The organism is Microcystis sp. M_QC_C_20170808_M3Col (assembly GCF_007095505.1).
Taxonomy (GTDB): Bacteria; Cyanobacteriota; Cyanobacteriia; order Cyanobacteriales; family Microcystaceae; genus Microcystis.
Genome location: NZ_SFBY01000006.1, coordinates 1 through 15,954, shown reverse-complemented (window position 1 = coordinate 15,954; position 15,954 = coordinate 1). Strand labels below are relative to the sequence as shown.

Below are 15,954 nucleotides of genomic sequence, written 5' to 3'. Positions count from 1 at the left end.
AGAGCTTTTACCTATAGGAGCATTCCCCTATAGAACCCCATAACTCTAGTTTTCAAGGTGCGTTCATCGGTTGATGACTGGGTTTTTTAAGCGGTTGCTTACCCGGCCCCCTATTCTTATTAATATCATACATCATATCAAGTCGCCCTAAAAGGGCGAGGCTTTAAACCCAATTTTTCGGTAAATCGGACTGAGTGAGCGATCGCTCCTTAGGAGATTGGATATATTGTTTTAAAACCTCATTAATTAGGGTTTGATAGCCCATTCCTGCGGTTTCAGCCTGTTCTCGAAAATAAGCTAGAATCTCATCATCTAGATAAATGGTAATGCGTGTTTTTCCCTTAGAGGAAATGAGCGCCCCTCGTTTTCCTTTAGAAAAATCATATTCCTTTCTCATAAGTTTTTCTCTCTTGTTTTGTAGCACGACGAGCAGAAATCAAGCGAATGACTTCACCCCGCAAAGTATAAATAACCACTAATAGTGATCCCATGTTTCCCATCCCCACTGCAATAAAACGTTCTTCTGTCACACAATCGGGATCAAGATCATGAATAGCGAGGGGATCAAAAAACACCATTTCAGCTTCTGCAAAGTAAACACCGTGCTTTTGCCAGTTGGTTTTTGCTTTTCTGGGATCATATTCAAATGTCATACATACATTATATGTATCTTAGAAGGTTGAGTCAAGCTCAAAACCCCTTCAGAGGGTTGTGGTAATGGCTATTAACCTCAAAGAAGCGATCGCTCCGATCAAATATAATCTAGGTAGAAAATTGCCTAAAAATCGCTATGCTCAACGGGTACAAAATTATTGATGCTGATTCCCACGTCATTCCAGCTTATGAACCCTGTTGGACATCGTCCCTATTGGTTATGGAAGCTTGACGAAGAGTACAAAAATTTATAATAGTATATAAAGAATCAGATAAAATTAAACTTAGTCCGAGTATTTTCACTGTCAATTTCAGATTATTAAGACATTATGACTGAAAAACCCCAGAATTATAGTTCTAACTTACCTGCTGGTTGTCCCTTGATCCCAGAATCAATCATGACTGCCAACAGATGTGAACACACGGATCTTAACTTAGAGATTATTGAAGGCAAGCTACCAGAAGACTTAAAGGGTCATTTCTTTCTAGTCGCACCGGTAGGAACCGTGGATTCTGGGGGTCTTCCTTTTCCTGATGGAGACTCATTTTTGAATGGCGACGGTATGATTTACCGACTCGATTTTGATCGCCCCGGTGAAGCGAGAATTAAAACAAGGTTGGTTAAACCCGCAGACTATTATGCAGATAAAGCAACCCAACTAGGAAGCCCCTACGAAAAATATGGATTTCGCAATCATGGAATTGTCCGCTTTTCTTATGCGCTTGGCTTTCGTAATGAGCTAAATACTGCCTTTTTACCCATGCCATCAATGGATGAATCCCTAGACCGTTTGCTGGTGACTTATGATGTAAGCCGTCCCTATGAATTAGATACAGAAACCCTTGAAGTTGTTACACCTGTTGGCTCTAATCAAGAATGGCAAGCGGAGATTAACAAACCTAAATTTCCCTTCAAGCCGATTCTGAGTACCGCCCATCCTGCTTTTGATGCTGATACAGGTGAGATGTTTACTGTAAATTATGGTAGATCTATTATCAATTTTATGGAAACACTTCCTGCTATATTAGCCTTAGAGGGACTACCAGAGGAAGTTTACCAGTTAGTTGCCACAATAATTGGTTTTTTTGATGCCGGGATCATTCGAGATATTCTGCAGTTTAGTATTCAATTAGTACAAAATATTATACAGCAAAATATAGATATATTGGCAAGATTAATTGGGGAAAATATTAACGATTTTGTCTATTTAATTCGCTGGGATGGAACAGGTTATTTGGAACGCTGGAAATTACTACTTCCCGATGGCTCACCCGTGAGAATTAAACAAACTATACATCAAATTGGTGTCACTAAAGACTATGTGATTTTAATGGATACATCTTTCATTACTGGGATAGAGCAGGTACTCAATAATCCATGGCCAAAGAATAAGAAAATCGAAGAAACTCTCAGAGAATTACTTGAATCTCCCAATCTGCCTAATTCCTCTGTTTATCTTGTTTCCCGTTGGGATTTGAAAGCAGGACAACACCCTGCTTATTCTGACAAAGAAGTGACTGTCATCGCTAAAAAACTCGTGATTCCTTTACCAGCCGCTCACTTTTTGGTTGATTACGAAAATCCTGATGGAAAGATTACGCTTCATGTTGCTCACATTGCTTCTTGGGATGTGGCTGAGTGGATTCGTAAATACGATTTATCGGCTTACCCACCCTATCATCCGATCGCCAAGCGGGTTTATTCTATGGAACCCAATGAGATGGATATTAGCCGTTTGGGACGCTATGTAATTGATGGAAACCGAGGAGAAGTCATTCAATCAAATGTTATCTACTCATCTCCCTATACTTGGGGAACAGGTTTATACACTTACCGAGATCGGTTATCATCAGGAAGGCAACCCAAACGACTTGATAATATTTACTGGATTTCCTTTGGACTTTGGCAGGAAACGATGACAAAGTTTCTCTATGATTTATATAAAGATGCTCCCTACCGAGCAGTGGCTTTGGAGGATTTACTGGATTTAGCGAAACAAGGCGTTCCATCTTCCCTGTTTCGATTACATACCCTAGATGATTCCCTGAAGATTGCCGATTCTTATCAGTTTCCTAGGGGATATATTGGTAGTTCTCCTCAGTTCATTCCTCGCCATGGCAGCGAAGATAATTCTCAAGGTTACATCATTTGTACAGTTTTTACGCCCCAGAATAATGAATTTTGGATTTTTGATGGGGGGAATCTCGCCCATGGTCCTTTGACTAAACTAGGGCATCAGGATCTTAATTTTGGTTATAGTTTGCACACGGCTTGGCTTCCTAAAATTGGTCGCCGTCAAGGGAGTTACAATGTCCCTGTCAAATCGGATTTTCAGCAGTTAGTAAACGACAGTTCCCCCGATATTCAAAAACTTTTTGAATATGAAATATATCCCTACTTTTCATCAGATAATGGACATTTAGGGTAGGAGATAAAGATTCGATGATCGCTATTCCTAACTATGAGATTAATCACAAGATTTACGAAGGGGTTAAAAGCGTCGTTTATCGTGGCAAATCTTGTCAGGAAGAACAACCCGTAATCATCAAAGTTCTCAAGGCTGAATATCCCTCCATAGAAGAGATTGTTTGTTGGAAACAGGGGCATAAAATTATTCACAATTTAAACTATGACGGGGTAGTTAAATCCTATGGTTTGGTTAAATATTGTCATAGTTTTGCCCTAATTCTCGAAGATTTTGGTGGTCAATCTTTAGCTGAATTTTTAACAACCCAACAACTCTCTATTACTCAGTTTTTAAGGATTGCTATTTCTTTAGCAGACATTTTAATTCAGATTCACCAAGTTCCGATTATTCATAAAGACATTAAACCCAGTAATATCCTCATCAACCGAGAAACAAAACAGGTTAAACTGACTGATTTTGGCATGGCTTCCAACCTAACATTTGAGCAGCAAACTATTACCAATCCTCGCTTTTTACAAGGAACACTGGCTTATATGTCCCCAGAACAAACGGGACGAATGAATCGCAGGATTGACCATCGCAGTGATTTTTATTCTTTGGGAGTGACCTTTTATGAAATGCTCACAGGAATGTTGCCCTTTAGGTCTCAGGATTTGATGGAGTTAGTTCATTGTCATATTGCAAAACAACCTCCTCCTTTAGAACAATTCTCAGTTCCGCCGATGATTTCTAACATTGTTAGAAAACTAATGGCAAAAAATGCAGAAGAGCGTTATCAAAGTGCTGCTGGACTCAAATTTGATTTGGAAACTTGTTTATGTCAACTAGAAAAGCAGAGCCGGCTTAAGATTTTTGCTTTGGGAAAACGGGATTATCCCAATCAATTGCTGATTCCTCAAAAACTCTATGGAAGAAGTCAAGAAATAGTCAGATTACTAGAAGCATTCAAACGAGTAGCACACCCAAAAGTAACAGGAGTAGAAAAAGTTGAATCTGCCATCGAAATAATGTTAGTCTCTGGTTATTCAGGAATTGGTAAGACATCCATTGTTAATGAAGTTCAAAAAGCAATTGTTGAAGCAAGAGGATATTTTATTAGGGGAAAATTTGAGCAGTTAAAACGCAATATTCCTTATCTGGCTCTGATTCAAGCATTGCAAGAATTGATTCGCCAGTTATTAACCGAAAATCAGGAGGAAATTGAAGGTTGGAAAGACCATATTATCAGGGCTATTACGCCAAATGCTCAAATTATTATCGATGTCATTCCTGAAGTTGAATTAATCATTGGTAAACAGCCAGAAGTTCCTCAATTAAACTCTCTAGAAGCTGAAAATCGTTTTAATGAAGTTTTTAAAGAGTTCATCAAGGTTTTTTGTACTCCTAATCATCCTTTGGTAATTTTTCTTGATGATTTACAATGGATAGATTCGGCATCCCTAAAATTATTGCAACTTATAGTGACCGATAAAAGAAGCAAATATTTGTTTTTTATTGGTGCTTATCGAGATAACGAGGTTAGTTCAACTCATCCCTTAACCTTGATGCTAGAGAAACTAAAAACTACCCATTTACTGATCAATCATCTTGAAATTCAACCCTTATCTTATGACAGTGTTCGACAATTAATTGAGGAAACTTTTAACGGTAAGGTTAATAGGGATGAGCTTAAAGATTTAGCCGAATTAATTTTTTATAAAACCCAAGGCAATCCTTTCTTTATCTCTCAGTTTCTTAAAACTTTATACAGTGAAAACTTAATAACCTATCAAGTCAATATAGATCGTTGGATTTGGTCTAGTGAGGCTATACAATCTGTCGGTATTACTGATTATAATGTTGTGGAATTAATTGCCAGAAATATTAGTAAACTTCCTGAAAAAACGCAACAACTACTCAAATTAGCTGCTTGTATTGGTAACTCTTTTAGTTTAGATTTATTGGCATTTGTTCAACAAAAATCTATCTCTGTTACAGCGAAAGAATTAGGGATAGCTCTTCAACAAGGATTTATTTTGCCTCAGTCAGAAGACTATAAACTTCCTTTACTGTTTGATCAGATAGAATCCCAAAAGTTAAATTTAGAAAATGTAGAGATTAAATACAAATTTTTACACGATAGAGTACAGCAAGCAGCCTATTCACTTATTCCCGAATCAGAACGAAAAGCAACTCACTTGCAAATTGGTCAATTTCTTCTCAAAAAGACAACTCCTCAAGCTCAAGAAAACAAATTATTTGACATAGTTAATCAACTCAATTTTGGGATTAATTTATTAAAAGATACCTCAGATAAAGAACAGTCATGTCAATTAAATTTAAGGGCGGGAAAGAAAGCTAAATCGGCTAATGCTTACCAAGCTTCAGTCAATTATTTACATTTTGCTTGTCAGCTTTTATTATTAGATAGTTGGCAAAATCAATATGAACTTACATTTAATATTTATCTTGAATTAGCAGAAGCTCACTATCTGAATACTAATCTAGAAATGGCTGATAATCTGTGTGATTTTGCTTTACTGCACGTCCGAAGTCCTTTAGAACAAGTTAAATTTTACGAAATAAAGATTAAAATAAACTTGGCTAAGGGCGCAATAGACCTAGCTTTAAATAACGGACACAAAGCTTTAGAAATTTTAGGCATATCTTTAGTGGAATCACCACCACAAGCGTTAAACATTGAGGAATTAGCGAGATTAGGAGTGATGAAAGAACCTAATAAGTTGATGGCAATGAAGATTTTTAGTCTTATTTTCGGTCCTGCTTGTTTTGCTGAAAGTCCTATAGTATTACCAATTCTCTATACTGAGATTACCCTATCCCAGCAGTATGGCAATTCACCCTCAGGGATTTACGCTTATATTAATTACGGCTCGCTTATTGCTTGGCTCATGTTAGATATTGATTTAGCTTATCAACTGGGACAATTATCTTTACGGGTTTTAGAGAAATTAAATGCCAAGGATTTTTGGTCGAAAGCTTATGTCTCAATTTCCATTAATATAACCTATAAAAAACATCATATTAAACAAACGCTTGAACCCCTTAAGAAATCTATGCAAAAGGCTCTAGAAGTTGGCGATCTTGAATTTGCTTGCCATGCAGCCAATTTCTACTGTAATCATTTATTATTTGTAGGTAATAACTTAGAATTCGTTCACAATCAGCAAAAACAATATATTGATTTTATTGCTCAATATCAGCAAGAACATCCCTTAAATTTAATAAAAATATGCGCCCAATTTGTAGAAATTTTATTAAATGAATCAAGTTTAAAAAGCTTGAATGGTAGTATTTTAGATGAAAAAAAAGCTTTAATAGAGTTACTCAAAGTTAAGAATCGAATTTCTATTTTTTCTATTTATTTTTATAAAGCTTGGCTTGGTTACTTATTTAAAGATTATCCTCAAGCAATAGAAAACAGCAAGATCGCCCTTGAATATTCAGGTTTTCTTAAATCTGAAATTATTTTTACAGAACATAATTTTTATTATTCTTTGGCATTACTAGCTCAATATCCATCCCTTGGTCAAAAAAATCAAAAACAATATCTTAAGCAAGTCCAAGAAAATCAGAAATTGATGAAATGTTGGCAGGATCATGCCCCGATGAATTTTCAGCATAAATACGATTTAATACAGGCAGAAATAGCTCGTGTTTTGAGAAAACCTTTGACAGCAATGAAATATTATGATAGTGCTATAGCAGGAGCTAGAAAACAAGAATATATCCAACATGAAGCCTTCGCTTACGAACGTGCCTCTGAATTTTATTTTACTTTAGGTAGAGAAGAAATCGGTAAACTATATCTCAGAAATGCTTATCATTGTTATACGCGTTGGGGTGCAAAGGCCAAAGTTAAACAATTAGAAGAAGAATACCCTAAATATTTATTAGGCATCAGCAATCAAAACAAATCTAAAGGACTGAGTACCACCATTTCAACTACTGGAAATGATGGAGCAGTTCTTGATTTAAGCACTATTCTTAAAGCCTCGCAAGCGATTTCTGGAGAAATTAAGCTAGAAAATCTTCTGCAAAATTTAATGAAAATTGTCATTGAAAATGCAGGAGCGCAAAAAGGTTATCTTATTTTAGAAAAGGAAGAAAATTGGGTTATTGAAGCTCAAGGCACAATTGATCAAGAAACTATTAATATCTTACAGTCAATTCCCATAGAATCTATCGACCATGATAACTCAATTCCTCTTTTACCCACTAAAATTATTTATTATGTGGCTCGCACAAAAGAAACTATCGTTGTAAACGATGCCACTTCATCAGGTCAATTTACAACTGATCCTTACATTGTTGCAAAACAAACTAAATCCATTCTTTGTACCCCTTTACTCAATCAAGGTCAAATAAAAGGAATTGTTTATTTAGAAAATAATCTAACCACAGGTGCATTTACTGATGAAAGAGTAGAACTATTAAATATTCTAGCGGCTCAAGCTGCTATCTCTATTGATAACTCCAGACTCTATCAAACCTTAGAACAAAGAGTAGAAGAAAGGACAAAAGAACTCACAAACACTTTAGAGGTACTGAAAGCAACTCAAGCAGAACTTATCTTTGAAAATGACCTGCTTAAAAGTGCTGAACAACCTAGTAATTTTGTCTATCAAGTGGGGGGAAGTTTACCGATGGATGCACCGAATTATGTGGTTCGACAAGCCGATCGCAATCTTTATAAAGCTCTCAAACAAGGTCTATTTTGCTATGTTTTAAATGCACGTCAAATGGGAAAATCTAGCTTAATGGTACGGATGATGAGCCAATTACAAAAGGAGGGAATTAAATGTGCAGTCATTGACTTAACTCGCCTAGGAACAGACAATATTACCCCCGAACAATGGTATAAAGGATTAGCCGTTGATCTGCTCCGCAGTTTTGGATTAATCAAACAATTGAAAACTTTTAAAGCTTGGTGGAGTGAACAATTAGACCTGCCTCCTGTACAACGATTAGGACAATTTATAGAAAATTTTCTTCTAGTTAATGACGATTTTAATCATCGGCAATCTAGACAATCGACTGTTATATTTATTGATGAAATTGATAGCATTTTAGGGTTAAAATTTGATGTCTCTGACTTTTTTGCTTTAATTCGTTCTTTTTATAACCAGAGAGCGATTCGACCTCAATTTCAAGAGCTAACTTTTGCCTTTTTTGGTGCTACCACACCTTCCGCTTTAATTACTGACCCCCAGAAAACACCTTTTAATATTGGTAACGCTATTGAATTAGCAAGTTTTAAGGAACACGAAGCTCAACCTTTATTATATGGGTTAACTGAAAAAGTCAGTAATCTTCAGACAATGCTCAAACAAGTCTTAAGCTGGACGGGAGGGCAACCTTTCTTAACTCAAAAACTCTGTCAACTGATGCGGGATAGTGAGCAGCCAATCCCCTCTAATCAAGAAGAACAATGGTTAGCTCAGTTAGTAGCAGAAAAAATTATTCAAGATTGGGAGATGCAGGATCAACCTGAACATTTAAAAACCATTCAAGATCGCCTTCTTCAAAGTCCAAACCGACCCCAATTATTAACCTTGTATCGACAAATCCTGCATCAAGAAGCAATACAGATTGATAACAATCCCTATTTACCTGAGTTATTTTTATCTGGATTAGTGGTAAAACGCCATGGTAAAATGGACGTTCATAATCGGATTTATCAGACGATATTTAATACTGATTGGCTTGAGCGATCGCTGTCTTAAACTGAACCAGTATATTGACTTCTAAAGTATTTTTGATACAACTGACAACTGACAATTGCTTGATTTTCCCTGAGTTTAATTAAACCCATACTATTAAGTTTATAAGCAATAATTGGATCGACTATCATTGGTTGATTCCCTTGACAAATCTGTTGAAAAACATCGGCAAGTTCGGGTTGTTTTTGTAAAGTTACCCAGTGCAGCTGTAAATGAGAGGAATAAATTCCCGTTGATGTAATTGCTGATTTGATTAAATCTGGCATCGTGATTTGCTCTTGGCTAAGATGATAAATCGCTAAATGAATCAAGGCAGGATGTCCCCCTACTAAGTCGATCAATTGTTGAATTTCGTTGGTTGCTAATTCATTTAATTGATATTTTTTTGCCAATTCTGCCACTTGTTCTTGATCAAAACCCTGTAACTCTATGGGTAATCCCACATTAAAAGGAGACTGTTCTAATCGCAGAGAAACATAAGATTCTGTGGATTGAACAATAATTAAACGTAATTTCTGCCACAGGGGAGATCGCTTAGATTCTTCATAACAAGCTCTGATTAAAGGTAAAAAATCTTCCGCTACTTTCGGATGTTCAAAGACTCGATGCACTCCATCTAAAGCCAATACCACTGGCTGTTTTATTTCTCGTAAAATATACTCTTCAAAATAAATTGTCCAACTCATTTTAATTCCTATATCTTCATCCCAATAATCATCTAATTTGGCTTCTAAATTCAACTGCCGAGCGCAATTACGGCAAATCCAGCGTAAGAACTTGTTAAAATTTGCTATAATGTCTTGGTCTGCTTGTTGTAAATCTAACCTAACAACTCGATAACCGAATTGTTGTTGACAAGCCTCTAAAATTGTTAATAATAAAGACGTTTTTCCCCATTTTTTGGGCGCTTTAATGCGTACTAACGCCCCAGATTGACCGATTTCTTCGATAATTTTTGCTTCAAGTTTTGTTCGTTTTAGATAATAATAAGAATTATAGGGAACAGGAGCATCGGGGTATTCTGGACGCTCATTCTGGGGATATTCATTACCGCAATACTGAAGCGATGTGGAGTTGGTAAAATGAGATTGTAGTCTAGATAAAAAATTTTTCTTATTGATCGGAGAACCGATCAGTTGCGAGAGTCTATCATAGAGTGCTGGGGCAACTACATTGGCAAGATAGCTGCTACTATAACCATTTTCTTGGGCAATTTCTTGATAGGTTTTTTTCTGCCAAAGTCCTCGCAACAATAATTGTTCTGTGTCATTGAGACAGCAATTCTCAAGCTTGAGCAGTTGCCGATTAAGAATCTCTTGGATTTCCTCGAATTTCATTATTTTTGTCTAAGGTAAGAAGATTTGAGGGAATAGATTATTTGATTTTCCAGTTCTGTTGCAGCCAGAAATGTTGAATCTTGACATAACAGCACCGATTCAAACTAGAATTGGTATATTTGACAAACAAGCTGACGAGAACTGGCAACTGACAAAATTGTGCGATGGCAACCCTGAGAGGGATTAAATTCCCCTCTTGCTAGGAAATTATAGCATTTCTTGTCAAGGTCAATTACACGGCAGCAATTATCTCTTGATGATTTCTATCAAAACCCCTGAGTCTTCAGCGTCTAACTCCTCGATAATCCTATTAAGAATTAATTCGGAAAAATCCTCACAGGATTTGACTAGACAGGGTTTTAGCAATCAGATGTACTGCATTTAAACTGCCTATTGAGAATTTTAGTACAGTGGCTGCTCCCAATCTTGCCAACAACGGTGAACAGTTACTGTTCATCCCTCAATACACTTGCTCCCAGAGCTTCTAGGGTTTCTTGCAGCATTTCAGCGCGAGAGAAATTACCCTGATCTTTCAATAATTGTAGGCCTTTTTGCCAAATCTCGATCGCCTCATTATAACTACCGAAAACTATATAAGCAACCCCTAAATTTTGGTAAATAGTGGGATTATCGGGGTTTAACTTGAGAGCTTTTTTATAAGCTTTAATCGATTCTGGTAGCCGGTGCAGTTGTTTGAGAACCAGTCCTAAATTATAGTAACCATCGGCATAGCTAGGATCAATTTCTACGGTTTTCTCAAAGATAGATAAGGCCGATTCGTATTTTTCTGCTTCGTATAATAACCCACCTAAATTATTATAAGCACCCAGTTTTAATTGAGCTAAAATTGGCTGCTTAATCGCTTTAACAAAATGATCGCCTGATTGCTTAAATTCCTCCACTGAATAATAATAATTAGCGAGATGATAATATAACTCGTATAAAATATGAGGATTAGAGCCATGGCATTTTAAACCATGTTTAAGCAGCTTAAAACCCTCTTTATCCCTGCCAATCTTCAGATATAACCCTCCCAATTTACTACACACATAGGGATCGTGGGGATGTTGCTGATAAAAACCCTCCATCGCTTTTCTTGCCCGTTCAAACTTATCTAAGCTGGCTATTTTATCGACGGTGTAACCGTAGTGAAAGATAGCAATTTCTGGCAGTTCAACTATTTTCCAACCAGGTTCTTTTTTTAATAAAATGGCTACATTATCATCAATAATTGAGTGATAGGGTCGGGTAAAAGTGACCTGAGGATGTCGGCGAAATAGCCGCGAAATTAGAGAATAAGGTGATTGTACGGCTCCGATTTCATGGCGGATTAAATTAATCACTAAATTTTCCTCTTTTTCCATTGCCCGACGCATTTTCGTTACGATAGCGGGATTTAATTCCTCATCAGCATCAAGGACTAAAATCCAATCGCCAGTAACATATTTTAAAGCCTCATTTCTGGCATCGGAAAAATTACCCCGCCAATCGTAGCTAGGAACTATGGCACCGTAACTTTGAGCAATAGCAATCGTATCATCGGTCGAACCCGTATCCATAACGATCATCTCATCCACCACCCCTTTAACGCTATCCAAACAGCGCCGGAGATTTTCGGCTTCATTTTTGACAATCATGCAGAGACTAAGTTTAGGCATAACTTTACTCACTCTAGCGGTCAATCTTGAGCGATAGCGGCCAATCAATAACCCACTGATTACCGCTCACCGATTATCGATCATCCTCTGAGTCTACCTTAAACCGTTCTACCGAAGAAAGCAGCTCCCGGGAGATACTCACCAGTTTTTGCAGAGAACCGGCCACCCGTTGGGATTCTTGGGAAGTTTCCTGAGCGGTTAACTCCACCGACTGCATAACTTGGGCGACATTGAGGGAATTTTCCCGTTGTTTGACCGTATCGGCGGTAATCGATCGCACCAGCGTATCGATGCGGTTAGAAACTTGGATAATATCTTCTAGGGACTTCTTCGCCTGTTCCGAGCGCTCGGTGACATCGATCACCTGTTGAATCCCTTCCTCCATCGCCGTCATTACCGAACCCGTTTCCGATTGGATATGTAAAACGATCTGTTCAATTTCCTTAAGAGATTTAGCGGCTCTATCGGCCAACTGACGCACCTCATCGGCCACAACCGCAAAACCGCGGCCCGCCTCTCCTGCTCGCGCCGCTTGAATCGAGGCATTAAGAGCCAATAAATTGGTCCGCGAGGCAATCTGAGAGACTACCGCGACAATTTTCGAGATTTCCTGGGAAGCTTCCGCCAAACGCTTGACTTTTCGCGCCGTTTCTGATACGGTCTCGCGGATTTGCAGAATTCCCGCTACGGTTCTTTCCACGGAATCGCCCCCCTTCAGGGCGGTAATCGAGGAAGTGCGGGCGACTTCTTCGGCTTCTCTGGCGTTTTCTGCCACCCGTTGAATTGAGTCGGTCATCATCTGTACCGAATTAAGGGTGACGGCCAATTCCTCCGCCATCCGCAGGGCATCGCTAGACTGATTGCGGGCGAAAGATTCACTATTGGTACTGCCTTGATTCACCTGTTTTGCCGCTTTTTTCACCTGTCGGACAATTTCGCGCAGGTTTTGGATAGTCAAATTAAAAGCATCGGCCACCGCCCCTAAAACATCGGCGCTTACCTCCGCTTCCACGGTCAGATCTCCCCGAGCCGCTCCTTCCACATCATCGAGAAGTCGAATTACTTGCCGTTGTAAGTCTTCCCGTTCCCGTTCCGTTTCGGCGGCGCGGCGTTGGGCTTCCGTGGTGGTAACTACCACCACCCGAGCCATCTGATTGAAACGATTGGCCAGTTGACCGAATTCATCTTCCGAGTAGATCGTCGCTTTAGCGTTAAAATTACCTTCCGAGAGATGATCGAATTGGCTTTGCAGATCGTTGAGACTGCGCTTAATCTGACTAATTAGCAACTGTAGGCCTAGCCAAGTCAGGGCCAGGGTTCCCAGTCCGGTTAATAACATCATGGTTAGTACCGGTTGACTGAAGGGGGAAAGACTGGCTGAGGCTGGCGGTTTTGGGGCCGGTTTGGGGGCAACCTTTTCGGTTTTTGCCCGGCTATTCGGGGCTGGTTTGGCAGCCAAGAGCGTAGAAAGCCAAGAGGTGGTACTAACGGCAAAAATTATGATCACAGGGGTAATCCCCGCTAAAGCCGCTAGGATTAGTTGTTTTTTGCCTAAAGAAGCGTTGACAAAAAAGCCTAATTTGTCCGGAGCGACTTCCACCACTGGCTTGAGCAAGCGATCGGAAGCATGGGTAAGATGACTATCTCTTTTGTCATTGGGGGTTTTTAGACGAGAAGGATTAAAACTAGGCTCTCCCACACCAGAACTGGCATTAAGGCCCGCACTGGGTTCGGGGAGAAAACCACCACTTAAAGCTTCCCCCCCCGAAAGGGTAAATAGCTCCCAGTCCCCCAGTCCTTGAACCGTATCCGTCAGAGCCAGTGGGGAAAAACCGTCTAAATCCTCATCATTGAGTTCTGGTTCCCCAAAATCTCCGGTGTCTTCCTCCTCGTATCTTTTTTGAGTGACTCGGCCAGTTTTTGCCCCTTGTGGGCGGGTCGATTCCGGGTCAATGGCAAAAGCGCTTTCTTCTAGGGTATCCCTATAGGATAACTCCTGATCTCTGCCGGTGAGGGGATTTCCTCCCAGATCAGAGGAAACCATAAAAGTGGCTTCTCCCGTTGACCCTAGCTCACCGTCCCACCCTTCCTCCAGCGAGTCAATCTCCGCCGCTTCTAAAAAGGGGAAAGGGGCTTCCCCCTCCGCCGAATCGCTAGACCACTGGGAACCGTGAGAGCCAGTGCCCGCCAGGTTAGGGGAACTAAAGGCGGTTTCCTCCGATTCCTCAAAATCATCGTCATAGGAATGGACTTTACTTACCGTAGGCTCGCCGGGATCCTCCTCATTGAAAAGACTACTATTCCAATCCAGCTCTTTATTTTGTCCATCGGGGTCAGCCCCTTGCGACTTCCTGGAGCGAGAATGGTTAAAACCTTGACCTAGATCGAAAGCTGCCTCGCTGTAGACAATGCTTTCCGTAGCAGCGATCGTAAAATCTCCCTCCTCGGTTTCAAAACCCAATTGCCGAATCTGATCGAGACCACGCTGGGCATAATCGACTAGATCGGAGCCATTGGGAGAAGTTTTAGCCAATTGCAGCACTGTTTCGTAACGTTCCTCAGCCAATCTGTATTGTTGTAGTCCTAGATGAATGTGACCCTGTAAAAGCATGACATTGGCATCCTCGGGATACTTGCTGGTCATCTCTTTGACAATGACGGCGGCATCCTCAAGGTTGCCCTGGCAATAGGCGGTGTTAGCCTTTCTATAGAGTTTTGCGTATTCTGTCCCTGACGGCATTTGCCCCTCCCCTAGTAAAGTTAAATCAAGTAGTTAGTAGTTTTAAGAAAGAATTGCTATAAATCCTATTCTGCTATTTTTTTGAGGTTTTAAGCCGCCCAACGGGCAGAACGGAGTATGGCCAGATGATCGAGTAGTCTTAAGGTTTTTTTTGATTCTTGGCCCAGAATCCACTCTCCCTGCACATAGGGGGCGATCTGATCGGGAATACTGGCGGCACTACCTAGTTGATCTGGGTCGAGCCATTCCATATCTCCCAAACGTTCCACCGCTAAACCGAGGATCGTTTCCTCTTCTTCAAGCGCAATTATCGGAATTTCGGCTCGATCGGTGTTCAAGCGGCTGCTATCCCCCAAAAATTGCCCGAGATCCGCCACCCAGATCACTTGACCCCGGAGATTGATCGTGCCGAGGAGCAAGGGTGAAGCATTGGGAATGGGGGTAATGCGATCGAGTGGTTGCTGTATTACCTCGCAAATTCCCACGGCACTAAGGGCAAACTCGTCCTGAGAGGGTAGATAAAATCGCAAGTACAGTTCACCGACGGGAGTTTGTAATTCCTGATTGTCGGGGGCGATATTTTGAGCGTTACCAGCAAAAAAATCGGCGTTGTTAAGCATGAGTTTAGTTCTCTTGCAACTAATAATTCGGGCGGCGTTTTTAGCTGTCTTGACCTATGCCATAGCTAGACTGTCCCCAGTGAGGGCGATTTTATCGGCGCAACAGTTGTTTAATGGTATAAATGAACTCAATCGGTTCAAAGGGCTTGACAATGTAGGCATCGGCTCCGATTTTCATGCCCCAATAGCGATCAAAGACTTCCCCTTTCAAGGAACAAATGACCACCGGGACATTTTTGGTTTTTGGATCCGACTTGAGACGACGACACACCTCATAACCATTCATGCGGGGCATGACGATATCGAGGACGACGAGATCCGGATTGGCTCTCTGAATATGTTCGAGGGCTTCCACCCCATCCGTGGCGATCGTGACCTTAATGCCGCTATTGCGGAGTAGATCACAGATCAGTTCCCGTTGCGCTTGGCTGTCTTCTACCAGCAATATTTCCCTCATAACTCCCTACCTAGCTAGGCTGCCAAGAACAACAATGGCAAAATATGCACGATAATAGTCCCCGTTGACCGGATGCTCCGAAATTTCTCTCATTTTTGCCTCCAACGCAATCTGAAATTTATCAGGGGTTTCCCTCTAAACAAGGACTTGATTCACCGCTCAACTAAACTTACTCAAACTTACTTAAAAGTCTGAAAGCTTAGTCATTCGTAGTGGTTCAAGCACGGAGCGGATTAAACGGCAAACCCTTTATTCCCTGGTCAATGACATCAGGAATTACTTTTCTAATGATGTTAAATGCCCCATTGACATCGGCATTTAACAACTGATTTGTTC

The 15,954-nt window shown here is 40.1% G+C and carries 9 protein-coding genes; 2 read left to right on the top strand and 7 right to left on the bottom strand.

Features of this window, described 5'->3' with window-relative positions; all coding sequences use genetic code 11:
• Positions 1–163: 163 nt before the first annotated feature.
• On the bottom strand, positions 164–397 hold the full coding sequence (locus EWV84_RS00215) for a BrnA antitoxin family protein (protein WP_158200440.1): 234 nt from the start codon (positions 395–397) through the stop codon (positions 164–166).
• Positions 381–653 (bottom strand): BrnT family toxin, encoded by a 273-nt coding sequence (locus EWV84_RS00210; protein ID WP_287075606.1) that lies wholly within the window; start codon positions 651–653, stop codon positions 381–383. The genes EWV84_RS00215 and EWV84_RS00210 overlap by 17 nt, the downstream gene beginning before the upstream one ends.
• Before the next feature lie 399 nt (positions 654–1,052).
• On the opposite strand from EWV84_RS00210, the gene EWV84_RS00205 reads away from it, so the two are divergent.
• Together EWV84_RS00205 and EWV84_RS00200 are read left to right on the top strand one after the other, a co-directional pair.
• Positions 1,053–3,083 (top strand): carotenoid oxygenase family protein, encoded by a 2,031-nt coding sequence (locus tag EWV84_RS00205; RefSeq protein ID WP_287075604.1) that lies wholly within the window; start codon positions 1,053–1,055, stop codon positions 3,081–3,083.
• Positions 3,084–3,097: 14 nt separating this feature from the next.
• Positions 3,098–8,809: an AAA family ATPase gene (locus EWV84_RS00200; protein WP_287075602.1), complete on the top strand. Its 5,712-nt coding sequence runs from the start codon at positions 3,098–3,100 to the stop codon at positions 8,807–8,809.
• Here the strand turns inward: EWV84_RS00200 and EWV84_RS00195 are convergent.
• The 5 genes from EWV84_RS00195 to EWV84_RS00175 all read right to left on the bottom strand — a co-directional run bounded on the left by EWV84_RS00195 (position 8,806) and on the right by EWV84_RS00175 (position 15,618).
• Positions 8,806–10,143, bottom strand: a complete 1,338-nt coding sequence (locus tag EWV84_RS00195) for an AAA-like domain-containing protein (protein ID WP_287075601.1) — start codon at positions 10,141–10,143, stop codon at positions 8,806–8,808. The genes EWV84_RS00200 and EWV84_RS00195 overlap by 4 nt on opposite strands.
• 446 nt (positions 10,144–10,589) lie before the next feature.
• On the bottom strand, positions 10,590–11,801 hold the full coding sequence (locus EWV84_RS00190) for a glycosyltransferase (protein ID WP_287075599.1): 1,212 nt from the start codon (positions 11,799–11,801) through the stop codon (positions 10,590–10,592).
• Between the two features lie 73 nt (positions 11,802–11,874).
• On the bottom strand, positions 11,875–14,541 hold the full coding sequence (locus EWV84_RS00185; protein ID WP_287075597.1) for a methyl-accepting chemotaxis protein: 2,667 nt from the start codon (positions 14,539–14,541) through the stop codon (positions 11,875–11,877).
• An 89-nt stretch (positions 14,542–14,630) separates the two neighbouring features.
• The gene (locus EWV84_RS00180; RefSeq protein ID WP_287075595.1) at positions 14,631–15,161 is read right to left on the bottom strand and encodes a chemotaxis protein CheW; all 531 of its coding nucleotides are present in this window, start codon (positions 15,159–15,161) and stop codon (positions 14,631–14,633) included.
• Positions 15,162–15,252: 91 nt separating this feature from the next.
• On the bottom strand, positions 15,253–15,618 hold the full coding sequence (locus tag EWV84_RS00175) for a response regulator transcription factor (RefSeq protein WP_287075593.1): 366 nt from the start codon (positions 15,616–15,618) through the stop codon (positions 15,253–15,255).
• Positions 15,619–15,954 lie beyond the last annotated feature (336 nt).